Here is a 24,272-nt window from a genome sequence, read left to right on the forward strand (position 1 = left end):
TATACAAATCGCTGTGAATGGCTTATAAAAAGATGCACGACGAATAAAGTATAATTGTACTGTGGGGGATTATTGTTTTAGAATCTGAGTTATACGGAGATCTCTTCAGCGGTCTTCTGGGAAAGGGAGGTGTCGAATGAAAATAGCTGTGATCGGTGCGGGGAACGGCGGACAGGCTCTTGCCGCGGTGCTTGCCATGCGTGGAAACGAAGTTGCGCTCTACAATCGAAGTCAGAGCAGAATCCAGCCTATATTGAAAAGCAAAAAACTCAAAGTTGAGGGCGAATCTGGTGGAACGGCCCGGCTCAAGTATGTCGGAACGGATATGGAGAAGGCCGTTTCCGATGCGGAACTCATCATGGTAGTCGTGCCCGCCTTCGCGCACGCGGAAGTAGCCCGAAAGCTTTCAAAGTTCATCTCGGAAGGTCAGATTATCATTCTCAATCCCGGAAGAACCGGAGGCGCCCTCGAATTTGACAAGATATTAAAAGAGTGTGGCGTGAGGAACAAGGCTATACTGGCCGAGGCACAGACCTTTCTCTTTGCATCGAGAATCTCTGGTCCGGGGATGGTAAGGATATTCCGGATCAAGAACGCCGTACCGGTGTCTGTGCTACCTTCAAAGGATAATGAACTCCTCATGCCGGTGATCAGCGATGTGATTCCAGAATTTACGCTCGCAGACAACGTACTCTACACGAGTTTCAACAATATCGGCGCGATCTTCCATCCCGGGGCGATCATTATGAACGCCGGCTGGATAGAATCTACTCACGGAGACTTCCAGTTCTATCTCGACGGAATCAGCCCGGCCGTAGCGAGGGTTCTTGAAGAGGTTGATAGAGAGCGTTGCGAGGTTACAAGCAAACTAGGCGTTCAGGCGATGGGCGCCAGAGAGTGGCTTGATTACGCCTACGATGCCAGAGGAGAAGATCTGTACAACGCTATCCACAACAACGAAGGCTACAGAGGCATCATGGCGCCGATCAGCATGGAAAACCGCTACATAATCGAAGACGTCCCGATGAGCCTGGTTCCCATGAGCTGTTTCGGGAAAAAACTCGGCGTCGATACCAAGACCATGGACTCTGTGATAAACATAGCCGGGGCGATAATGGGAAAGGACTTCTGGAAGGAAGGTAGAAACATCGAACGACTGGGAGCAAAGGATATGTCGGTTGAAGATCTCTGGCATTACGTTGAAAAGGGGAACGGCGATGGATAAGATACTGGCCGGCGCTATAGGGAGCGACATTCACACTGCAGGAATTCTGAACTTTCTTAACCTGGCCAGGAAAGAAGGGTACGAAGGCGTGTATATCGGCAACGTACTGGGAATAGACAAGCTTTTGGACAGTATAAAAGAAATTTCGCCCGATATCATAGCTATAAGCTACCGGCTTGGTGGGGAGTCCTGCAGAGAGCTTCTCAGAGAATTACGTACGGCGCTGGAGAGAGAGGGAATCGAAAAGAAGATGATCTTCGGCGGCACCGTCGAGACGGCCAGGGTTGCCCGTGAATCGGGGATGTTCGACAGAGTCTTCGACGGGAGCGAATCGATTGAAGAAGTGATCAACTATCTCCGTGGTCGCGACGAAGCGCGAGGAACCGTTGAATACCCTCAGGAACTACTCGAGAGAATAGCCTTCAAAGAGCCTTTCCCCCTGATCCGTCACCATATTGGCCTTCAAACGCTCGAGGAGACCGAACTGGCCGTGAAGGAACTCGCGCAATCTCGTTTGCTGGATATCATCTCTCTCGCGCCGGATCAGAATTGTCAGCAGTGGTTCTTCCATCCCGAGAACATGGTTCGTTCCGAGGACGGCGCCGGAGGCGCGCCCTTCAGAAAGAGAGAGGATTTCGAGAGAATGTACGAAGCCAGCCGAAGGGGTAACTATCCGCTAGTGCGTTCTTATTCGGGCACGAGAGAACTTCTGAAGTTCTCTCTCCTCTTCAAAGAGACTTTGAACAATGCCTGGGCTGCCATCCCGCTCACCTGGTACTCACGACTCGACGGAAGATCGGACCGAGAGCTTCTGGAGGCTATAAGGGAAAACCAGAGCGCGATAGCCTGGAACGCCGGCAAGGGAATTCCCGTCGAGATAAACGAGGCCCACCAGTGGGCTCTCAGATACTGCCACGACGCCATTGAGGTTACGATGGCGTATCTGGCCGCCCTGACAGCCAAAAGACTGGGAGTGAAGGTGTACGTGGCCCAGTACATGATGAACACGCCTCCCGGGATCTCGCCTTCGATGGATATCGCCAAGTCTCTTGCGAAAAAGGAAATGATCGAATCTTTGAAGAGTGAGAACTTCATTCCTGTAACGATGGTACGGCCCGGACTCATGTCCTTCCCGGCCGATCCCCACATGTCGATGGGCCAGCTGGTATCCTCCCTTTTCACGGCCTCTTATCTGCAACCGCAGATAGTACATGTGGTGGCCTATTGCGAAGCGACTAAAAGAGCCACGCCCGCGGAGATAATCGAAAGCGTGAAGATGGTGAAACAAGCCATGAGCGAGGCAAGAAAAGGTCTGCCTGATTTTTCGAAGGACGATAAGATTGAACGACACAAAGAGTTCTTGAAAAACGAATCTGCCACTATACTTGAAGCCATGGAGACCATAAAGATCTCCAGTTTGACTTCACCCGAGACTATCTATGCGGCCATAAACGCTGGAATTCTGGACGCCCCAGGATTGAGAAAAATGTCGGTGGCCAAAGGTAGAACAATGACAGCGACCATAGACGGGGCTACCTTCGCGGTCGATGAAAACAACGAAGTGATCGACGAGAAAATCAGGTTGAGAAAACTGGGAATCCTCACGCTAGAATGAGCGAGAAAAGTGTTAGGGGCCATCCTTCGTCAGTCGTCCCGGAGCGTGAACCCGTCCTTATAGAGAGCGGTTCTTCGTTGTGGAGCTAGGAGCTTTGTTTTTTGTTCAAAAGAACAGTGAGCGGAAGAGCGAGAAGGGCCGGAGCGAGATCCCGTATAAGAACACTACGGGATGACAGTCTTACTCCCTTCCCGTCATTCTGAGCTTGACTCAGAATCACGGTTTCCTAAGGAGTGGATCCCGGGTCAGAGCCCGGGATGACAGTTGCCTCACGTCATGCCGGACCTGATCCGGCATCTCCGTCCTTCGAAAGAGCGAGAAGAGCGAGATCCCGTATGTAAAGAACGAGGTCCCGTTTAGGATCATAACGGGATGACACGGGATGACATGAGGGTGAGCGCTGCGAGATGACAGCCTTTTCTGGATCTAGATCCTAAGCTCTCCCTAGAGGGTTGAATGTTTTTCTGTAGCTTTCCAAAAGTCTGTTCAAAGCCTCCTCGACGGTGCTTCTGGGACAGGCGAGGTTGACCCTCATGAAACCGGCACCTTCCTCTCCGAAGACCGAACCGTCTTCGAAACCCACCCGGGCCTTTTTGTACAGAAAATCTTTTAGTTCTTCCACGGTCATCCCCAGTCCCCTGAAATCCAGCCAGGCCAGGTAAGTGCCTTCGAGTTCCGTCACCTTCACCGCTGGCAGATTCTTGCCGATGAATTCCCTCATATAATCGAAATTCCCCCTCAGATACGGCAGTAGTTGTTCCAGCCACTCTTCACCGTATCTGTAAGCCGCTTCGAATGCAACAATTCCGAAGGTGTTGGCCAGCCCTATCCCCACCGAAGAGAGTGCGTTGTTATATTCGTCGAGCATCCTTTTGTTTTCGGCAATTACGGAGGCTGTAGCCAGTCCTGCAAGGTTGAAAGTTTTGCTCGGAGCGACGCAGGTAATCGTCTGCATCGAAAACTCTTTCGAGATAGAGGCCAGGGGAATATGTTTGTATCCCTCGAAGACAAGATCTGAGTGTATTTCGTCGGAAACTATCTTTATATCGTGCTTAAGGCAGATCTCTCCCAGTCTTTCCAGTTCTTTTATTTTCCAGACCCTGCCCACCGGATTGTGGGGGTTGCTGAGTATGAAGAGCCTTGTCCTGGAGTCTATTCTTCTCTCAATATCATCGAAATCCATTTCGTAACGGCCTTCATCGCTTTTAAGAGGACTCACAAGAAGCTGTCGGCCAGTGTTCTTTATGGCACTGTAAAAGGGATAGTAAACCGGGCTGTTGACCAGAACGCTATCGCCTGGATGGGAAAAGGCCATTATGCTCAGATGAACGGCGGGAACCACTCCGGGAGCGTACGCCAGCCATTCCTTCTTTATCTTCCACCCATGCCTTTTTTTCATCCACTCGACAAGGGCCTCGTGGTAACTTTCCGGTTTAACTGTGTATCCAAAGACTCCATGACCGGCCCTCTTTTTGATTGCCTCCAGTATTGGTCCGGCCACTTCGAAATCCATGTCTGCCACCCACATAGGCAAAAGATCATTTGTGCCGAAAAACCAGTCCGCGTGGTCCCATTTAAGGCAGTTAGTACCCCTTCTTTCTATTTTCCTGTCGAAATCGTACTGCACAAGCACAACCTCCGTTTTTTATAATTCTTCAATTTTTGACTATTTTCAGAAAGCGATCAACGATCCTTTCATCGAATAATTTCCCTGAATTCTCTCGCAAATACTTCAACGCCTCTTTTTCGGGCCATGCATGCTTGTATCGCCTCTCAGAAGTCAGCGCGTCGTAAACATCCGCGACTGTGAAAATCCTTGCCGAAAGCGGAATCTCTTCACCTTTCAGTCCGCGGGGATAACCAGAACCGTCCCAGCGTTCGTGATGGCAGTAGGGTATATCCAGCGACGGCACCAGGTAGTCGATCTGTGAAAGGAGCTTACGGGCATATACTGTGTGCGATTTCATTATTTCCCACTCATTTTCATCTAGCGGACCTTTTTTGAACAGTATCTCATCCGGCACGGAAATCTTTCCGATATCGTGCAAAAGTGCACCCCTGTAAAAATTCTCGAGTTCTTCACCGTTCAATCCCATCTCTTTGGCGAGGGCCATGGATAGTTCCGTCACTCTTCGCGAATGTCCCTCCATCTCTATGTCTCTCAAATCCATAGCCATCGCCAGACCTTCGAGCGTTTGATCGTAGGCGTGTTTGATCATCTTGTTGCTCGCTTTAAGGCTTTCTATCATGATAGCAATGTCTATTGCCAGCGATCCCTGTCCGGCGAGGGTGATCAAAAAGTCGTGCCATTCGCTGTCGCGCTCCCTTTCTTCAACACTGAAGACCTCCAGTACCCCCAGGGTCTTGCCGCGCGTCTGAAGGGGAACGGCGTGGTATTCGGATATCTTCATCTCTTTTATCATTGCAAGTCTGGGACAGTTTGAACCTGGATCGGAGTGCAACGGCCCCGAATAAGACTCCCCAGTGAGTACGACCTTACCGGGAACGGTTCCTTCGAGCGGAAGATCGATGGGGAGGCTTTTGTCGGATAACAATCCCATTCCGTGAGTGAATCTCAACTTATTGTCCTCACTCAGCAAGTAAATATCTGCACCATCCACTTCCAGTCTGGATATGGACTTCTCAAGAAAGACGTCTAGCATCTTCTCGAGTTCTATGTTGTAACTGACCGCAAGATCTATCTCGTGAAGAGCCTGAATATCGTTCAATCTTTTAGTTGCGTTTCTCTCCGATTCTACGACTTTGGTTATATCGACTCCTGTGAGAACGAAATAATCGTTCTCTTCCTTCCAGGAGGCTAGAAAGCGCAACGACCAGCGGATATGAAGAGTCTTACCGGAAACAGTGCAGCCGCTTTCGAAAACCTGTTCGCTGTCTATATTCCGGATACTTTCTACGGCCGATCTCAAAACGCTCGCCGTCGAGGGATTTAAAAAAACATCGTATATGCTTTCCCCGACGATTTCTCTGCCGGAAGAGGCGAAAAGCTTTTCGAACTTCTCGTTGATTCTCGCGATCGTTCCCTTACCATCAATTACCGCTACATAGACCCCGGCGCTGTCGAGCACGGAATTGGAAAAATCCTTCTGTCTTGTAAGCAACACGTTAGCCTTTACTTTTCCACGGAATTCCCTGAAGATCATGAAATAAAAGAGAAGACCGCTTGAGACTACAAAGGCCCATCCTTTATAGGTCTGAACGGCTGAAAGAGAAGCCTTATCCGGAAAAAACGCATTGACCAGCATATCCGAGAACAAAATCCACAATGCTCCAAATACAATATACGCGAGTACAACCTTAAAGGCCGGATTTTTCACAGCAACTTACCGCTAAGGACCTCGCTCTAAGGGTTAAGCGGTATGCCTCCCTCCCTAAAAATCGGATCTTTCCAGTTATAAAACATCTTGCCAGCTTTTCACGATTCGATAAAGGGTATTTCCATTCCGGTGTATATGCAATCGGGAATCTCTGGCTCCGGGTAGGTATTCTTTATCAACTCTTTGATCGCATCGAGATAGCCCTTTGCAGTTGCCGCCCAGGTGTATTTGTCAAGAACCCTGTTCATTGCTCTTTCCCTGAAGGACTTCCAAACATCCTGATCGCAGTTTATCAATCTTTTCAACCCGCGAGCAATATCCTGCGGATCGGCAGGATCGACCAACACCCCGTACTCGACTCCATTTTCGTTCAAGCTCTCGGATGGACCGCCATTCGATGTGGCAACTACCGGTAATCCGCAGGCCATGGCCTCGATCGATGCAAGACCGAAAGGTTCATACAGAGAAGTCAAAGCAAAGATCGATCTCAACTTGCCAGCGACTCTGTACAGGGCGGCCAGCTCGAGCTGGCTTTCGATGTTGAGAAAGAGAACCTTTTTCTCCACGCCGTTTCTTCTGACGATCTCGATAATCTCGGAAAGAACTGCTCTTTCGGGGTCATCTGTCTTTTCGTACTCATCGTACGGATTTTCCATGCCCCTCACGACTATCAGGAGATTACTGGCTTCATTCAATGCTATATCTTTTGAAAAGGCCCTTACGAGGCCAGTGTGGTTTTTCTTGGGTTCCAGTCTGCTCGAGACGATTATCAGGGGCAGATTCTGTCTCGAAGGCTCCACAAAACCTTTCAAAGCTGAAGTTAGCTTCTCCTCGACACGTGCGTCCAAGTCGGTAGGTTCCGACTTGAAGATCGAAGTGTTCACGCCGGGGGGCACGACTCTGAATTTGGAATCATCCCCAATATTGACGAAATCCCTGTAAAGCCTGTGGCTGTACTGCTGATAACGCTCCATTGAGGTGGAAACAAAGTTGACGGCCGAACACTTCATGGCAATTCTTTCGGCAGCTATCCGGTAAGAAAAATTGTATTTCTCTTCGAGACGGGCTCTATCTTCACCGGCCTGGAGAAGCTTTTCGAGCTTCTGTGCACCGAGCGAATGAGCGGTGAAAGAATAAGGGATACCTGTATCCTTGAAAAGCATCGCTCCGACCAGGCCGCCATCACCGTAATGGGCGGTTATAAAGCTGGGCATGGTTCTGTCCTGACGGTAGAAATCGATTATCCCCTTTCTAAACTGGTCCAGATATGGCCAGAGCTTTTCCTTTTTCAGGAAGCCTTCGGGCCCGAACGGGATTCTTATGATCCTCACATTTTCGACACCGGGATACGAATCCATATCGCCCGCGAACTCCGGCCAATCGGGGTCCGTTATTCTTCGAGTGATTATATCGCAGCTGATACCCAGTCCGGACATCGCGACGGCCAGTTCTTTGACATACACGAGCTGTCCACCAAAATCGGGATGGGTTGTCCAGTAACTGTCGCGCGAGTCGAAATTCCCCTGTGGATTGATAAATGCTACTCTCATGCTTCAACACCTCTCATAAATCGTCTTTAATTCCTCGATCGCAGGGAGTTGCGTGTCTTTTCCTTCGTGTTCTATTCTAAAGGCGGCACACATGTTTCCGTACCGGGCTGCCCCGAAGATATCTTTCCCATCGAGCAATCCCCTGTATAGGCCAGACCAAAAGGCATCTCCGGCACCGGTAGTATCGACGACCCTTCGAGCGCAGGGAGCGATCTCTTCGACCCTGAAACCGTTCGAGACGACCGAACCGCGCTTGCCGAGAGTCAGTATCACGTTTTTCGCCCCAAATCCGTGAAAGAGGTCTAAGTACTCTTTCGGTTGCATCTCACCGAAGATATGCCGCGCGTCGTCGTCTGAGGGCTTGACAATGTAAATATATCTCAACATCTCCTTGATGAAGGCAGGTCCGTCGTGTCCATACTCCCAGAGAACCTTCCGATAGTTGGGATCGAGCGAGATCTTTATCCCTTTTTCTGCAGCTTTCTTAACAATTGAGACGGTCGTCTCGCGGGCCGGTGAAAGGGAGAGTGGCCAGGAAGTGAGATGAAGAAACTGCACACCATCGAGAAACCGATCTATCTCCAAGGGAGGCTCCAGCATAAAATCCGCGTCGCGCAGGGCCAAAAATTGCGGAGTCGAGTCGGACCGCGATACTATCACGAACGAAGTGTGCCTCCTTCTATCAAGTTGAATGTATGAAACATCGATCCCCTTCTTCGAAAGAAGATCGATATAGGCACGGCCAAAGGGGTCGTCCCCGACTCTTGAAAGTATAGTGGAATCGACATCGAGATCGCGCAGATTGAAAACGAGGTTGCCCGGCGAGCCTGCAAAGAACCTGTTGAAGCTCTTCGCCCGTGAAAGATCGCTGACCTGTGTATCGGAGATAAAATCTATGAGTAGCTCACCGATCACCGCAACTCTTCCCAACGGAAAGCCCTCCCTTCCATGATTCAAGTTTATCATTATGGCCGACAAATACGTAAAGCCTTTGCAGTGACTCATCGGAGGCATATCATAGAAGACGGGTAATTGAAAGAGTAGATCGCTTTTAAGATGAGCCAAGAAAAAGGTTTGATGTTGCAGAACGCTATCCTTTTCCTTTTATAAGATCGACCTGTATCTGTAGAAGATTTTCCCGACGTATTCACACCTTTCCACATCGCCTCTAGAAGATAGTTTTTCAAAAAAAACTTCGGCCGAACCCGGACCGAACCGCGAGCGAAGAAGGCTTTCTATATCTTCTTGCGACATGGGGTGCCGCTTTATGATCTCGATAACGGTGCTCTCCGCATCACTTTCGCGCGATAGAAAATTGCTAACTGGCATATTCTCGATGCTCGTAGCACCCAATAATTCACGCGCAAGTTTCAAAGTAGCGATATCCGGTATTTTGACGCCATCTTCGGCCGGTGGTCTTGCAGGAACATTTATATACACTCTCTCCGTTTTGACTCTGGAAATACGCTCCTTCAAAAGCATAAGAGACTCTTCGTCGTCGTTATAACCCTTTACGAGCATGACCTCTAGCCATAACTCTCCGTCGAACTTTCTGGAAAAGTCCACCAGGCCTTCGTAAACCTCTTCATACTCGAGCTTTCCGAGCGGTCTGTTGATGCATCTGAAACTTTCCTGGTCGTAAGCGTCAAGTGTCGGCATCACGATATCGAAACCAGAGATCTCGTCCCTGAGGTCTTCGTCGAAGAGAAGCGATCCGTTGGTGATCAGCACGAGTGGTTTGAAAGTCAACTTCCTGATCGCTTCTGCCAGTTGATCAAGGGGTCTGTAAAGTGTGGGTTCGCCCTCGCCCACGACAGTTACAACGTCGAAACTCTCATCGCCCTTCTCGTTCACGAAATCCCTGACCTGGTTTATTATCTCCCCGGGAGGGTAGAAACTCGTGCGGGTGTTAGTCATGTTTGTCGTTCTTCCAAGCTGGCAATAAATACATGAATAATTGCAGGTCTTGAAGGGAATCGTTGACACGCCCAGCGACCTGCCCAATCTCCGCGAAGGCACAACACCGTACACGTGAGTCATGAAAGCAACCTCTCTTTACAACAAAAGATCCATAGATATTATATCACCACATATATGTCTGAGACATATATTTGTAATCATATCTTTTACATTGAAAAAGAGAGCTTGTTGCATCTGTAAGGAAAGACTATAAGCGATTTTCCGGATGTTACTGCGGAAAAACTTTTAGTGGAGAATGGTTGTTTGTACGAACAAAATGTTTACTGGTTGGGTATGAACATTTTTCCAATTCTTCCTTTCTCGATGAATAACGACTATTTCTTAAGTCAAACATATAAGTCTAGATTGTAGAATTGAAGTGAATGGAGGTGGATTATGAAAAGATTGGCTTTAGCGACGCTGATAGTTTTTTTCTCCAGCATGGCGGCAGCCTTTTATGGTAGTTTTGGAGGAGAGAGGAGCGAAGAACTTCTCGATGTTATTAGAGTTTCCGATACGTTCATTGCTGTGGGCTTCTCCGAGCATTACGAAGAACCTTATATCGAGACGCTAGCGATTAAGCTTGACCTGGATGGAGGAGTTTTGTGGACAAAGGAGTTCGGTAGCATGGGCGATGACCTGGGGAGATGTGTTGTCGCGATAGACGATAACCATTATTTCTTGGTATCGCGAACCGAAAGCGCTGGAAATGCAAAACTCCTAATAGCTATGATTAACGGGGAAGGCGATCTCATATGGCAGAAGAACCATGGTAAGAACAGTGATTATTCTCCGTGGAGCGTCATTAACACCGGAGATGGCTTTGTCGTTGCAGGACAGTGCGCTACCGATAGGAATTACTTTCAGGCCAGTTTATTGAAAATTGAAACCTCCGGTAAAATCGTCTGGGAGAAGGATTTCGGCAAGAATGATTTCGACGCCGCGATCGATGTAATTCTGCTTTCAGATGGAAAATTGCTCGTTACGGGATATAGCTGGGTCGAAGATCATCAGTACCTCTGGCTTGCAAAACTGGATTCAACGGGAAGGCTTATCTGGCAAAAGCTTTTGGGCAAAAAGGATGGGTTGCATCTCGAAGGAAGGGGTCTTGCCGAAGTCGAGAACGGTTATTTGGTGGCCGGTGTTGCGAGCGATTTTTCGGGGTCGGCCTATATTGCTAAGGTTGATCCATCGGGAGAACTTCTCAACGAGGTCTTTCTAGACGATAAATTCCCCGCCGTTCTGGCGCTTGCAAAAGATAATGAAAGCTATGTTGCGCTACTTTCATTCGTAACCGTCGCTGAGGAAGGATTTGGACTGGTTCGAATCAACGAGGACGGAGAGATCATACAAGAGAAGGTTTTCAAGGTTGGATCTTTCGAGCCGCATTCGTTCGCCAGACTGGATTCGGGTAAATTTCTCGTGGTCGGAACGAGATCAAATGACTCAAAAGGAAGACAGGCTTACTGGACATCGGCAGAATTCTAAGATTACCGAAGAATCGCTGAAAGAGCTGCTATAAATACAGGGATAATTGCAGGTCTTGAAGGGAATCGTTGACACACCCAGCGACCTGCCCAATTTTTGCGAGGGCACAACACCGTATATATGAGTCATGAAGAGCACCCCCCATATTAAATAGAGCTCAAATTACTGCACCGTCCTGCAAATACGGAAGCCCAGATAGTGGCTCGTGTAAGTAGGGGTGTAGAAGCTGCGGTAAGCCACACGCGCGACCGCCTCAATGTTGACCCAACTACCGCTACGATACACCCGGTTGGAACCATTGTTGCTATTATAAGAGTTTGTCTGTGCCGAGCTCGAGTATGAAACATACCAGTCACTACACCACTCCCATACATTTCCAGACATATCATAGATCCCCAGCTCGTTAGGTAACTTCTTCCCAACTTCCTGTGTCTTGCTTCCCGAGTTCGAAGTGTACCAGGCTACGTCATTAACGTTGTCGCTGCCAGCAAACTTGTAACCCCTGCTCTTGTTCCCTCCTCTTGCCGCGTATTCCCATTCGGCCTCTGTCGGCAGTCTGTAGCCTACTACCTTCGACGGATCAGTCGTTATCCTTCCGTCTTTATCCAGCAGATTTCCGTTGCTGTCATACGCCTTCGGAAGTTTCTCCTTCTCGCTCAGCCAGTTGCAGTATGCTACCGCATCGTTCCAACTGACGTTAATTACAGGTCTGGTTTCCCTTCCCCAGTTATTGTCGGATGGCTTGCTTCTTCCTGTTGCTTCACAGAAAATGTCGTATTCTTCGAAAGTCACTTCATACTTGCCTATATAGAAGTCATATGTGAAAGTCACTGTATGAACCGGTTTCTCATCACTATATCCGTCTCCCCATGTATCTCCCATCGTGAAACTGCCTTTCTCCACAAGTACCATGTTTTGAAGATCATTAGTTGCTACCTGAGAAGAAATCGGTTCTATGTCTCCAGATGTGTTTTCTTTCAAGAAAACAATGCTCTTTATCTTTCCGGGCGATACTCCAAGCTCACTTCCAGACAACAACCTGAACACTATGAAATCATCCTTTATCGTTCCCTTTATCTCAGATCCACCTTCAAACTTCACTTTCGTAAGTACGTTCCCGTCTCCCTCGAACTCCATGCTTATGAGGTTATCCGTCTTTATCTTGATCTCTGCATATGATGATTGCACTGTTGCCTGAGTAGATAGTACCTCTCCATAGAACTGATCTCCTGTCTTGAGTGAGACATGTACTATGCTCTGATCCACAGTCCGTTTCTGGTTATACATGTCTATCCTGCTTATGAAATCTTTATGGAACTTGAGGGGTGACCCTTCGAACTCAAGTGTGATGTACTCATCCAGAAGAAAACCGCTGAAGGTTTCTCTCTCATATACGGTAGAAAGAGTAGTAGCCATGCTTCCTGGTGCTGGGAAGACTATCTCTTTCACGAAAGTGACCGGTATCTTGAACTCCCCGTAGTCTGTTATGAAAGAGATACTCTCCATGCTTATCTCACATTCGATCACATCTCCATTCCTCATCTGGATTCTAGCTCCCGTATTCGCTATTACCAGAACAGAGAGCAAAAGGACCGAGACTACTATCATGGCTTTCTTCATTTCTCTTCCCCCTTCTTGACTCAAGGCTTTCATAGCAGTTGAATAGTCCGGTTTCTCATTATCTGTGTCTTCTCGCGCTTGCGGGCTACTCCGTGCCCGGCGCTCGAAGCCACAGTAAGCAGTAAAGGGTAATAACGTAAAAAGGCTAAAGTGTAAATCAGGGCACCGTCCTGCAAATACGGAAGCCGAGGCCGTAGTACGTGTAAGTGGGGCTGCTGTTGCCGCGAAGCGCTACCCGCACGCGCGTCGCAATGCTGTTCCAGCTACCGCCACGAAGCACCCGGTAGGAACCACTATTGTTATACGGATTCGTCTGTGCAGAACTGGAGTAGCTTCCCTTCCAGTCGCTGCACCACTCCCACACGTTTCCAGACATATCGTACAGCCCCAGCTCGTTAGGTAACTTCTTTCCAACTTCCTGGGTCTTGCTTCCCGAGTTCGAAGTGTACCAGGCTACGTCACCGACGTTATCGCTACCGGAATACTTGTATCCGTTGCTCTTGTTCCCACCTCTGGCTGCGTATTCCCATTCGGCTTCGGTCGGCAACCTGTAACCGACGACCTTCGACGGATCGCTCGTTATTCTTCCGTCTTTGTCCAGCAAATTCCCGTTATTGTCATATGCCTTCGGAAGTTTCTCCTTCTCGCTCAGCCAGTTGCAGTATGCTATTGCATCCCACCAGCTCACGTTTATTACAGGTCTCTTTCCCCTTCCCCAACCGTTATCAGATGGTTTGCTCCTACCCATAGCCTCACAGAAAGCGTCGTATTCGTCGAATGTAGTCTCATACTTGCCCATGTAGAAGTCGTAGGTGAACGTGACCTTGTGGGTTGGTTTTTCATCACTTTCTCCTCCACCCCACGTGTCGCCCATCGTGAAACTGCCTTTATCTACAAACACCATGTTACCTGAAGTCTGAAAGAAACTTGAAGAGGAAACCTGAATAACTCCGGATTCTGTTTTCTTTAGAAACAGTATGCTCTTTATCTTTCCGGGTGATACTCCAAGCTCGCTTCCAGATAACAGCCTGAATACTATGAAATCATCCTTTATCGTTCCATTCATTTCGCTGCCATTATTGATCTTTATCTTTGTCAGTACATTCCCTTCTCCTTCGAACTCCATTCCTTCTATGTCCTCTGTGGCTATTTCCAATTCTACATACGATGTCTGTATCTTTACAACGGGAGAAAGCATCTCTCCATAGAACTGGTCTCCTGTCTTCAGATATACCTGAACGAGTTCTTGAGTGATTATCCGACTATCGTTGTATATGTTTATTCTGTTTATCGCATCTTTATGGAATCTGATTGGATTGCCAAGCAGTGAGATTGATATGTACTCGTCCAGAAGAAAGCCACCGAAGGTTTCATTGGGAAAGACCGTGTTCAGAGTCGTTACCCTATTACCCGGAGCAGGAAATACTATCTCTTTCACGAAAGAGACCGGTATCTTGAACTCCCCGTAGTCTGTTATGAACGAGATGTTCTCCATGCTTATCTCACACTCGATCACATCTCCATTCCTCATCTGGATTCTCGCCCCTGTATTCGCTATCACCATAACAGAGAGCAAAAGGACCGAGACTACTATCATGGCTTTCTTCATTTCTCTTCCCCCTCTTGTTTACCAAAGCTTTCAATGCATTCAAATGGTTTAGTTTCTCAGTATCTGACTATTATCTGCGTCTTCTTGCGCCTCTGGGGCACAAGCCCACGCCCCGGCGCTCGAAGCCGCAGCACAGGGTAAAAATGTATAAAGGCTAGAGTGTAAATCAGGGCACCGTCCTGCAAATACGAAACCCGAGGTCGTTGTACGTGTAAGTGGGCGAGTAGCTGAAGCGAATCGCTACCCGTACGTCCGTCGCATTGCTGCTCCAGCCACCGCCACGAACCGCCCGGCGGGAACCGACAGTGCTATTGTAAAAATCAGTCTTCGCGGTACTCGTATATGAGGCATAGTAATCCGAACACCATTCCCATACATTTCCGCTCATATCGTATAAACCCAGACTGTTCGGCTTTTTCATGCCCACCGGTTGAGGTTTTTGTTCTGAGTTAGATGAATACCATGCTATTTCGTCTATATCATCGCTTCCCGAGTATCTGTATCTGTCTTTATTCGGTCCACCTCTAGCCGCGTATTCCCATTCCGCTTCTGTCGGCAATCTATATCCGATAACCTTAGAGGGATTTGTCGTTACGTTTCCATCTTCATCTAGGAAGTTTCCCTCGTTATCATATGCTTTTGGAAGGCCTTCTTTTTCGCTCAACCAGTTGCAATATGCTATCGCCTCCAACCAGCTGACATTTATGACAGGTCTCTGGCCTCTCCCCCAGCCTTCATCTGAAGGTCTCTGCATTCCAGCGTCTATGAAGAAGTCGTCGTACTCATCGAAAGTGACTTCATACTTACCTATATAGAAATCATAAGTGAAGGTAACTTTCGAAAGAGGCGTTTCTTTGCCATCCGATATATCCCCGAGAGTGAAACTGCCTTTCTCCACAAGCACCATATTGTGGGGTATCTCTACAGGTGCTTCCTCCCCGGGAAGAAAATCGGGAAACTCTTTTACTTCCGGCGCTTCGGCCAGCTCCATAGTAGAGAAGTCTATTGCTCTGATCTTTCCCGGGGCTATACTGAGCTCTGCCCCGGAGAGTAGCCTGACTACTATGAAGTCGTCTTTCACGATACCTCGCATCTCAGAACCACTTTTTAGGGTCGTTTTTGTGAGGACATTACCTTCTCCTTCGAATTCCATCATGGTTATGTTGTCCATACTCAGCGTAAAAATACCATACGATGTTTGAACGCCGAGTTCTTGCGAGAGCATCTTTGCGTAGAATTGCTCGCCGGTTTTCAGCATTACCTGAACGGCTCCCCCGGTTATCTCCTTATCCTCTACCAGGAGCTCGACCCAGCTAACGGTGTCCTTGTGAAACCTTACAGCCATGCCTTCAAATTCGGCGTTGATATATTCTTCCAGAAGGAAGCCCCTGAAGATCTCGTTTTTGTGGATAGTCTTCAGAGATGTGATGATAGTCCCGGAGGTGGGGAAGACTATCGCCTTAACGAACTCCATCGGCATTTGGAACTCGCCATAATCACTTATGAAGGAAATTCTATCCATTGTGACGTTACACTCGATTATGTCGCTGTTTCTCATACGCAGTCTCGCCGGTATAGAAGCTCCCAGGAGCGCGGTAGCGCAGATCAGCATTATCACAACAAAGATTATTCTTCTCACGGAAATCACACACCTTTCAGAAATCGACGGATATCTTCTTCGCTTTCTTGAGGAGCTCCTTATTCAGTGTTATTCGCCATACAAGCCTCTGGGGCTGGACGTTGATCTTCAGGACTCCCGGCTCTATGTATAGTGGGGCAGGGGCTATGATTACCTGGTTACTCTTCTGGCCTGTATAAATCATCCCAAGCCCTGGGGCATTGAGAAGCAGACCACCCTGAGCAAGATTTTTCAAATCACTGCTGAAGAGAATACTTCCCATTTCATCTTTCAAAGTGAGAAGAAATTCGTAACTCCGAATAGAATCGACATGTCTTTTGAACTGCTCCCAGACTGAGTACTCAATATCGTCTTTCGCTGAAAAGAAATACGTTTTTAGAGATATCTTTCGATCATTTCTTTCTTCAAGAACCCTAACAACGTACCGGCAATCCTGATCGTTAATGAGGCTGGATAGTTCCACTCTCAGCCAGCTGTCTGCCTGTTCGAGTTTCATGGCCTGTGTTATCTGTTTTGACGCTACCATATCCAAGATTTCCGAAAGCTCATTTATCAGGCCTTTAAAGCTTTCAACATCCGGTTCTAGATCTACCGTTACTTCCAGTACTGCATTTTCATCGTCGGTGCTTACGATAGCTGTGGTTATTTCGCCAATCCTCCAGAACCCTTTTGGAGTATCGAAATCGTTCAGAATGGATTCAGTGAGTTTCGCTGCGTTTTCCACCGTCTGTGTATTTGCTTCGAAGAGTGCAAGCAATTTGTCACCCTGGAAATCTTTCACACCTATCCTGTTCCTGAGCATGGTAGCTTCGAGTGCCCTGAGCCTTACATTCGCAATTATCGTAATCTCAACCATCCCAGATAACTCAGAAATGGAGGTTATTTCGTAGTCTTTTATGTATGCTCTGCTGAAGGTCAAAATGTTTTCCTTGAACTCTTCGGTGTAAACAAGACCCGATGCGTCTATTGTGAGGCTTGAATCAAGACTTGAGTAAGATCTGACCAGGATTCCCGTTGCAAGCTCAAGCGAATGTTTAATCGCGTTATCCGTCGCCTCTTCAAGAGTGTTTCCGTAACCGATCGCCACAATCTCAACCGTATCGTCTGTACTTGCAAATACGGGTAAAGTAATGAGGATCGCTATTATCAATAAGAGATATTTGTAGCTATTATTTTTTGTCATACTCTTCAAACCTTTCTTCAAGAGTCTTGTTCAGTGGATTTACCTGCATTCCGTATGCCCAGTAACTGAAGGCCTTGTCTCTCTCATCGACAATTATAAATATATCTCCGGCAAGAAGGAATTCATCATCTCCAAAAGCTTTGGCCGAGAAGATTTCTCTGGCATCTTCGGGGAGTTTGTTTATTATCCTGGCGGCTTTTTCTTCATTTCCGAGATGGATTTGTACAGCCGCGCCGTAGAGCCAGACTCTCCACATGCTTATCTGACCTATTTTCAGAATGGCTGCATTTGAGTCGATATAATCAATAACATCGGCCGTATTCTGCAGAGGTTCTGTGTCAACAAGCACATCCAGTCTTTTTATGTAGTAATCGATGAATTTATTTATGAGACCATCGGGCTGGATAGCTAGATTGTTTTGCTTCACGATCACTATCGTGCCAACCCATTCGTCACCGGAAGCCAGACGTATGAGCTCCGTGCTGGAGACCGAAATGAGCAGGTTTTTCAAAGAGTACGGCAGAAAGTAGAGGTTTATTATTTCGCTCAGATTGTGAACCCTGGAAAGCTGTCTTAAAAAGGGAATTGCAACCGATCTGGAAGCGAGATCCCGGGTTGTGTCTTTTATGCCGTCTCTGGTGAGCGGCTGTTCTTCTCCTGTGAAAAATGAGAAAGAGACTCCCACAAGGGAGTCTCCGTAAGATATTCCGCCGCAGTAAAAGCGATTTATAGTGGTCAGGCTCTTTTCCAGATCGCCAGCGATTTCGTTTTCGAGGCCCGCAATTTCGGTTAACTTCAGTAAAGCTCCCGAAATCGAAGCAGATAATCCCACCCCGGCCAGGAATACTATCAAGGCAATAGAAAAAAATTTAGTACTTGTCATCACTGCTCACCGGACCGGTCGGACCTTGAGGGTTCTCGCTCGTTCCACTCTCTTTCTTTTCCCCTGTCGTGGTTTCTTTTATCGGCTGTTCAGTAACAACTGGTTTTCCTTCCATGGCTGCAATTATTTGCTGCATAGGCAATTCTAGCTCCGGGTAGTAAACAGCTATAGCAAATACCCATCCATAACCGTTCTTCTCAATCGACTCTTCCATAGCTATCCTTATCATAGTTCCCGCCGGTACAATACCAGATGAAACTGACTCGTAGTTCTTATCTCTACTGAACAAGTTGAGAAACTCGCTTGACATGGTCTCAGCGACGCTGTCGGATCTTGAATTCCTTAGTTCATCGGCTTTAGTAATTACTTCATCCATGTTTTCAAACTCTGCCCGGAGCGTCCTTTCTTCAAATCCGCTCTTCCAGATATTTATGTCTCCCTTCAAGATATCTACCAGAGTTTGTGTAGCTCTCATTCTTGCAGTTTCGATTGCAGCTTTTTTGTATTCGTTAGCCAAGACTTCGTTGGAACTGTGTCGCGCAATCGCCGAACCAAAAGCGACTACAGCCGTTGTGCCAGCTTCGGGGACATAAATGACTTTTCCCCCAATAGGGGGAACTATACCGGCTTCAATATCGTTGAGTATGAACTGGAGGGAAGTCGCAAGATCCGCAGAAGAAATCACTCCATCTGAAACCTGGTTAACGGCGGCGAGTGTCTTCGGAGAAATCACGATACTCACATAGACTTTTCCACTCTTCTCGCCAGCTATGTCTTTAACTTCGTAAGTCACATAACCCCTGAGCATAGCCTCTACTACCTGCTCAACCTTTTCAAACTGAAATTCGTAGAACCCACCAATATTCTTTTCCGTGTCGTCTAAAGATACTATAGAACTCTCCAAAGCCTTTTTCTTTCGGGTGAAATAACCATTCAACCCTTGAGCCAGATAGCCCTTGGCAAGATAGTAAGCGGTCATGTAAGCTGCTCTCTTCGCTATCAGGGTAGCGTTTATGTTTTCATACACACTGTAGCTGGAAGTTGCCCCGGCAATATAGCCAGTTCCTGACGGAAAGACTACCGCCTTGAATCCATCTCCCTGTTGCTCTTCCCAGATAAGTTTTGAAGCATAATTAAAACCATCCTGAAGATCAAGCGAAACCACTTCATCGTCTGCGCTGCTTGTAACCGACGCTGTTTCACTCAGTTCAGTCGATCCACCCTGGACAGGTGGGAGAAAATCATCCACACTGATAGCCAATGCACAGGAAATCACCAGTAAGAAAAGAGAAACCAGTACCAGAGCTTTTCTCATAACGTTACCTCCCTATGTTAGATAGAAGAACCTTGTATACAAACTATGACAAATGATCCTACAAAAGACTTAAATAAGAATCAGTCCGGCAATCTAGAATCAGTCGATATACTTTACAGAAAAAGATAATGATTTTTTCGTAACCAATAATATGATAGCACCTTCATATACTATTTCAGCATTAATACTTAGTACGGTTTTATCTTTTTGGGAGTCTTAGGGAGGCCTTAAAACAATAGCCAGTCGCCTCGGGAGACTGATCTGCTTTCTAACAGTTGTTAGCGATAGATTGTGCTGTTGGCAAGAGCGATCGAGTAGGAGAGGGGCGGAGCCCCTCGTCCTCTCACAGAACCGTGCGTACGGGCCTCGTACACGGCTCATGGATCGAGTATCGGATACTTCGACAGGGGATGATAGTACGATGTCATATCGAATAAGTTCATCTCTTCAAAGAACCTGTTGGGAATGGCGTAATTGACTGCTTTTGTGTGAGAAGAGCGCCATTTGTTCATTCTCAAATTGACTTTCTCTTCCCATCCAGCCCTTCTAAGGACTCTGTTCAGTTTCTTTGTGCTCTTCCACTGGTGTAGTATGATGGCTCTAAGCCTTCTCCTTATCCAGCTCAAAAGCCCTCTCAAGGTAGATTGTAAGTCTACTATCCTGAAATAGCTGGCAAATCCTCTCAACAGTGGATTTAGCTCTTTCACTATTTCCTTTACCGGTGTGCTCTGGTTCCTTCTTGTAAGTCCCTTGACCTTTCCCTTGAACCTTTTCAATCTGGATTTCTCTATCCCAACTCTCTCGCCTTTTATTTCGAAGCCAAGAAAGTGAAAGCCCTCCTCCAGTGTTGTGATTCTCGTCTTGTTTCTGTTGACCTTGAGCTTCATGTCAATCTCCAGTATGTTGATCGCGATTGCCAGAAACTCTCGGGCTTCTTCCTGGGTTTTCGAGAAGATTAATATGTCGTCTGCATATCTGACTATCCTTATTCCTCTGGCTTTCATCTTCTGGTCGAACTCGTCCAGGTAGATGTTCGCCAGCAGGGGACTTATTACACTACCCTGTGGACTGCCAGTTTCTGTTGCCTTCCAGACTCCATCTTCCATTACTCCGCTCTTCAGCATTGCGCGTATGAGTTTGAGTATCTTTCCATCACTCACTCTCTCTGCTACGGAGTCTATTATCTTCTCATGATCCAGAGTGTCGAAACATTTGCTCAGGTCAAGTTCCACTACATTGCACAGACCGTATTTGGATGCAAAAGCTTTCGCCTTCTCCACCGCCTGCCAGGCATTTCTTCCCTTTCTGTAACCGTAACTGGAGGGGTGGAATCTTTCCTCGAATATAGGTTCCAGTATCTCCTTGAGAGATTGTTGTACCACCCTGTCTCTCACAGCAGGTATTCCCAATTGCCTTGTTTTACCATCTGCTTTTGGGATTTCTACTCTCCTGAGTGGCATGGGCATGTACTCACCGCTCTTGATTTCTTCGGATAATCTCTCGATTTCTTCGAGGAGTTTCTCCCCGAATGATTTTACGGTTACTCCGTCTATCCCAGGAGCTCCTCTGTTGGAGTTTACCCTGTGATAGGCTTTCAATAGGTTCTTCTTCGAATAGACTTTGTCGATTAGACTGTAATACTTCATCTCTTTCTCCTGCATGCTCCCTTCCAACAGCTCCAGCCTCAGATATTGTTGCGACAATTAATGACTGGCTTCTCTACCCTCCCGGGAATATGTACCTTGTCTTTAACTGTCTGACCTAAGTCTCTTCACTGTCTTCCGATCACATTTCTTCGATCCTTCTCCCCTTCGCAAGTGATGGAGCCTTTCGACCTCATCATCACCCCCTTGGCTTATAGCCAAGGTCCCTTCTCCTTTCGGAGAGGTTCTTCACTACTACGGGTTCATCTGCCATCCTCCTGAGCTTTCCCTTAACTTGGATCTCCTCCTTGCTAACGGTTACCCCTTTCGGACTCATGAGGACTTCCCCGGGTAAGATACACCACTTTCATCCGAATCCTGCCATCCGAACCTTTACAGCTGGAGTCAGGGCTTTCCCTTATCTCGCAGGGTTACCCTCTGTAACGGCCATCTCTGGTTCACTTTCGTTCAGTTCCGGACTTTGCCTCGGGCTTCCTTCAGATTCACCGTTACCAGTGACACCCTTGCCTCTGGCTAATGCTTCTTTGACTCCCCACATTCGGGTCTTTCACCCTATAGTTGTGTACCATGCCGGGCGCACGGGATTCTGAGTCAAGCTCAGAATGACGGGAAGGGAGTAAGACTGTCATCCCGTAGTGTCCCCATGGAGCCTGCCCTGAAATGCTCCTATTCAGGGTCATCCCGTAGTGCTCCTATACGGGATCTCGCTCTTACCAGGAACCAACAACGAACAACCAACAACCGCTCTTATCATCCCAATATGGTTCTCGCTCAGAAGAGCCGTCCTTCGTTGTTCGTCCCAGATCATGGACCCGTCCTTGGAAGAGGAGTTTCTCGTTCCGACGCTGCGAGTCCAGGTTCCTCGCTCTTGGTTCAAGACAGAGGAAAGAGCGGGATTCTGAGTCAAGCTCAGAATGACGGGAAGGAAGGAAAGACTGTCATCCCGTGGTGTCCCCGTACTGTCATCCCGTAGTGTTCCTATACGGGATCTCGTTCTTACCAGGAACCAACAACGAACAACCAACAACCGCTCTTATCATCCCAATATGGTTCTCGCTCAACGGTTGGATCACCGACGATACGCACGTCGGTTTCTCCAGTTTCCATCCCACTATGGTTCTCGCTCAGAAGAGCCGTCCTTCGTTGTTCGTCCCAGATCATGGACCCGTCCTTGGAAGAGGAGTTTCTCGTTCCGACGCTGCGAGTCCAGGTTCCTCGCTCTTGGTTCAAGACAGAGGAAAGAGCATCGAGTAGGAGAGGGGCGGAGCCCCTCGTCCTCTCACAGAACCGTGCGTACGGGCCTCGTACACGGCTCATGGATCGAGTATCGGATACTTCGACAGGGGATGATAGTACGATGTCATATCGAATAAGTTCATCTCTTCAAAGAACCTGTTGGGAATGGCGTAATTGACTGCTTTTGTGTGAGAAGAGCGCCATTTGTTCATTCTCAAATTGACTTTCTCTTCCCATCCAGCCCTTCTAAGGACTCTGTTCAGTTTCTTTGTGCTCTTCCACTGGTGTAGTATGATGGCTCTAAGCCTTCTCCTTATCCAGCTCAAAAGCCCTCTCAAGGTAGATTGTAAGTCTACTATCCTGAAATAGCTGGCAAATCCTCTCAACAGTGGATTTAGCTCTTTCACTATTTCCTTTACCGGTGTGCTCTGGTTCCTTCTTGTAAGTCCCTTGACCTTTCCCTTGAACCTTTTCAATCTGGATTTCTCTATCCCAACTCTCTCGCCTTTTGTTTCGAAGCCAAGAAAGTGAAAGCCCTCCTCCAGTGTTGTGATTCTCGTCTTGTTTCTGTTGACCTTGAGCTTCATGTCAATCTCCAGTATGTTGATCGCGATTGCCAGAAACTCTCGGGCTTCTTCCTGGGTTTTCGAGAAGATTAATATGTCGTCTGCATATCTGACTATCCTTATTCCTCTGGCTTTCATCTTCTGGTCGAACTCGTCCAGGTAGATGTTCGCCAGCAGGGGACTTATTACACTACCCTGTGGACTGCCAGTTTCTGTTGCCTTCCAGACTCCATCTTCCATTACTCCGCTCTTCAGCATTGCGCGTATGAGTTTGAGTATCTTTCCATCACTCACTCTCTCTGCTACGGAGTCTATTATCTTCTCATGATCCAGAGTGTCGAAACATTTGCTCAGGTCAAGTTCCACTACATTGCACAGACCGTATTTGGATGCAAAAGCTTTCGCCTTCTCCACCGCCTGCCAGGCATTTCTTCCCTTTCTGTAACCGTAACTGGAGGGGTGGAATCTTTCCTCGAATATAGGTTCCAGTATCTCCTTGAGAGATTGTTGTACCACCCTGTCTCTCACAGCAGGTATTCCCAATTGCCTTGTTTTACCATCTGCTTTTGGGATTTCTACTCTCCTGAGTGGCATGGGCATGTACTCACCGCTCTTGATTTCTTCGGATAATCTCTCGATTTCTTCGAGGAGTTTCTCCCCGAATGATTTTACGGTTACTCCGTCTATCCCAGGAGCTCCTCTGTTGGAGTTTACCCTGTGATAGGCTTTCAATAGGTTCTTCTTCGAATAGACTTTGTCGATTAGACTGTAATACTTCATCTCTTTCTCCTGCATGCTCCCTTCCAACAGCTCCAGCCTCAGATATTGTTGCGACAATTAATGACTGGCTTCTCTACCCTCCCGGGAATATGTACCTTGTCTTTAACTGTCTGACCTAAGTCTCTTCACTGTCTTCCGATCACATTTCTTCGATCCTTCTCCCCTTCGCAAGTGATGGAGCCTTTCGACCTCATCATCACCCCCTTGGCTTATAGCCAAGGTCCCTTCTCCTTTCGGAGAGGTTCTTCACTACTACGGGTTCATCTGCCATCCTCCTGAGCTTTCCCTTAACTTGGATCTCCTCCTTGCTAACGGTTACCCCTTTCGGACTCATGAGGACTTCCCCGGGTAAGATACACCACTTTCATCCGAATCCTGCCATCCGAACCTTTACAGCTGGAGTCAGGGCTTTCCCTTATCTCGCAGGGTTACCCTCTGTAACGGCCATCTCTGGTTCACTTTCGTTCAGTTCCGGACTTTGCCTCGGGCTTCCTTCAGATTCACCGTTACCAGTGACACCCTTGCCTCTGGCTAATGCTTCTTTGACTCCCCACATTCGGGTCTTTCACCCTATAGTTGTGTACCATGCCGGGCGCACGTGA

Annotated in this window: 18 protein-coding genes and 1 pseudogene; 3 read left to right on the forward strand and 16 right to left on the reverse strand. The window is 47.7% G+C overall.

Features of this window, described 5'->3' with window-relative positions:
- Positions 1-136: 136 nt before the first annotated feature.
- Positions 137-1,225 (forward strand): NAD/NADP-dependent octopine/nopaline dehydrogenase family protein, encoded by a 1,089-nt coding sequence (locus MESINF_RS04495; protein ID WP_169698728.1) that lies wholly within the window; start codon positions 137-139, stop codon positions 1,223-1,225.
- A complete protein-coding gene (locus MESINF_RS04500) occupies positions 1,218-2,840 on the forward strand; it encodes a cobalamin-dependent protein (protein WP_169698729.1) in 1,623 nt (540 codons plus the stop codon). Before MESINF_RS04495 ends, MESINF_RS04500 begins: the two co-directional genes overlap by 8 nt.
- Before the next feature lie 433 nt (positions 2,841-3,273).
- Here the strand turns inward: MESINF_RS04500 and MESINF_RS04505 are convergent, their stop codons facing one another.
- The 5 genes from MESINF_RS04505 to MESINF_RS04525 all read right to left on the reverse strand — a co-directional run bounded on the left by MESINF_RS04505 (position 3,274) and on the right by MESINF_RS04525 (position 9,768).
- Positions 3,274-4,467: a MalY/PatB family protein gene (locus MESINF_RS04505; protein WP_169698730.1), complete on the reverse strand. Its 1,194-nt coding sequence runs from the start codon at positions 4,465-4,467 to the stop codon at positions 3,274-3,276.
- A 28-nt stretch (positions 4,468-4,495) separates the two neighbouring features.
- Positions 4,496-6,106 carry an HD domain-containing phosphohydrolase gene (locus tag MESINF_RS04510; protein WP_231936864.1) on the reverse strand — a complete coding sequence of 537 codons (1,611 nt, stop codon included), beginning with the start codon at positions 6,104-6,106 and terminating at the stop codon, positions 4,496-4,498.
- Positions 6,107-6,276: 170 nt separating this feature from the next.
- Positions 6,277-7,728 (reverse strand): glycosyltransferase, encoded by a 1,452-nt coding sequence (locus tag MESINF_RS04515; RefSeq protein WP_169698732.1) that lies wholly within the window; start codon positions 7,726-7,728, stop codon positions 6,277-6,279.
- A gap of 3 nt (positions 7,729-7,731) precedes the next feature.
- A complete protein-coding gene (locus MESINF_RS04520) occupies positions 7,732-8,658 on the reverse strand; it encodes a carbohydrate kinase family protein (protein ID WP_169698733.1) in 927 nt (308 codons plus the stop codon).
- A 174-nt stretch (positions 8,659-8,832) separates the two neighbouring features.
- Entirely contained in the window at positions 8,833-9,768 is a 936-nt protein-coding gene (locus tag MESINF_RS04525) for a radical SAM protein (RefSeq protein ID WP_169698734.1), read from the reverse strand.
- 315 nt (positions 9,769-10,083) lie between these two features.
- On the opposite strand from MESINF_RS04525, the gene MESINF_RS04530 reads away from it, so the two are divergent.
- Positions 10,084-11,175 carry a hypothetical protein gene (locus tag MESINF_RS04530; RefSeq protein WP_169698735.1) on the forward strand — a complete coding sequence of 364 codons (1,092 nt, stop codon included), beginning with the start codon at positions 10,084-10,086 and terminating at the stop codon, positions 11,173-11,175.
- A 30-nt stretch (positions 11,176-11,205) separates the two neighbouring features.
- Here MESINF_RS04530 and MESINF_RS13770 read toward each other — a convergent pair.
- From MESINF_RS13770 to MESINF_RS04580, 11 genes and pseudogenes are all read right to left on the reverse strand, one after another.
- A pseudogene (locus tag MESINF_RS13770) lies at positions 11,206-11,304 on the reverse strand (radical SAM protein); the annotation flags it as partial.
- A gap of 33 nt (positions 11,305-11,337) precedes the next feature.
- Positions 11,338-12,795 carry a formylglycine-generating enzyme family protein gene (locus MESINF_RS04535; RefSeq protein WP_169698736.1) on the reverse strand — a complete coding sequence of 486 codons (1,458 nt, stop codon included), beginning with the start codon at positions 12,793-12,795 and terminating at the stop codon, positions 11,338-11,340.
- A 157-nt stretch (positions 12,796-12,952) separates the two neighbouring features.
- Complete coding sequence (locus MESINF_RS04540; RefSeq protein ID WP_169698737.1) at positions 12,953-14,404, reverse strand: formylglycine-generating enzyme family protein; 1,452 nt, start codon at positions 14,402-14,404, stop codon at positions 12,953-12,955.
- Between the two features lie 166 nt (positions 14,405-14,570).
- Positions 14,571-16,043: a formylglycine-generating enzyme family protein gene (locus MESINF_RS13650; RefSeq protein WP_231936865.1), complete on the reverse strand. Its 1,473-nt coding sequence runs from the start codon at positions 16,041-16,043 to the stop codon at positions 14,571-14,573.
- 16 nt (positions 16,044-16,059) lie between these two features.
- Positions 16,060-17,226 carry a hypothetical protein gene (locus tag MESINF_RS04550; RefSeq protein WP_169698738.1) on the reverse strand — a complete coding sequence of 389 codons (1,167 nt, stop codon included), beginning with the start codon at positions 17,224-17,226 and terminating at the stop codon, positions 16,060-16,062.
- The gene (locus tag MESINF_RS04555; RefSeq protein ID WP_169698739.1) at positions 17,213-18,109 is read right to left on the reverse strand and encodes a hypothetical protein; all 897 of its coding nucleotides are present in this window, start codon (positions 18,107-18,109) and stop codon (positions 17,213-17,215) included. The genes MESINF_RS04550 and MESINF_RS04555 overlap by 14 nt, the downstream gene beginning before the upstream one ends.
- Positions 18,096-19,424: a hypothetical protein gene (locus MESINF_RS04560; RefSeq protein WP_169698740.1), complete on the reverse strand. Its 1,329-nt coding sequence runs from the start codon at positions 19,422-19,424 to the stop codon at positions 18,096-18,098. Before MESINF_RS04560 ends, MESINF_RS04555 begins: the two co-directional genes overlap by 14 nt.
- Before the next feature lie 377 nt (positions 19,425-19,801).
- Positions 19,802-21,070, reverse strand: coding sequence for a group II intron reverse transcriptase/maturase (gene ltrA, locus MESINF_RS04565; RefSeq protein WP_169700841.1), 1,269 nt, complete (start codon positions 21,068-21,070; stop codon positions 19,802-19,804).
- Positions 21,071-21,266: 196 nt separating this feature from the next.
- A complete protein-coding gene (locus MESINF_RS04570; protein ID WP_169698557.1) occupies positions 21,267-21,404 on the reverse strand; it encodes a hypothetical protein in 138 nt (45 codons plus the stop codon).
- A 997-nt stretch (positions 21,405-22,401) separates the two neighbouring features.
- Complete coding sequence (gene ltrA / locus MESINF_RS04575; RefSeq protein WP_169700843.1) at positions 22,402-23,670, reverse strand: group II intron reverse transcriptase/maturase; 1,269 nt, start codon at positions 23,668-23,670, stop codon at positions 22,402-22,404.
- Between the two features lie 196 nt (positions 23,671-23,866).
- A complete protein-coding gene (locus MESINF_RS04580; protein WP_169698557.1) occupies positions 23,867-24,004 on the reverse strand; it encodes a hypothetical protein in 138 nt (45 codons plus the stop codon).
- Positions 24,005-24,272: the final 268 nt, after the last annotated feature.

The sequence above is a fragment of the Mesotoga infera genome (genome assembly GCF_900157305.1).
Classification (GTDB): Bacteria; Thermotogota; Thermotogae; order Petrotogales; family Kosmotogaceae; genus Mesotoga; species Mesotoga infera.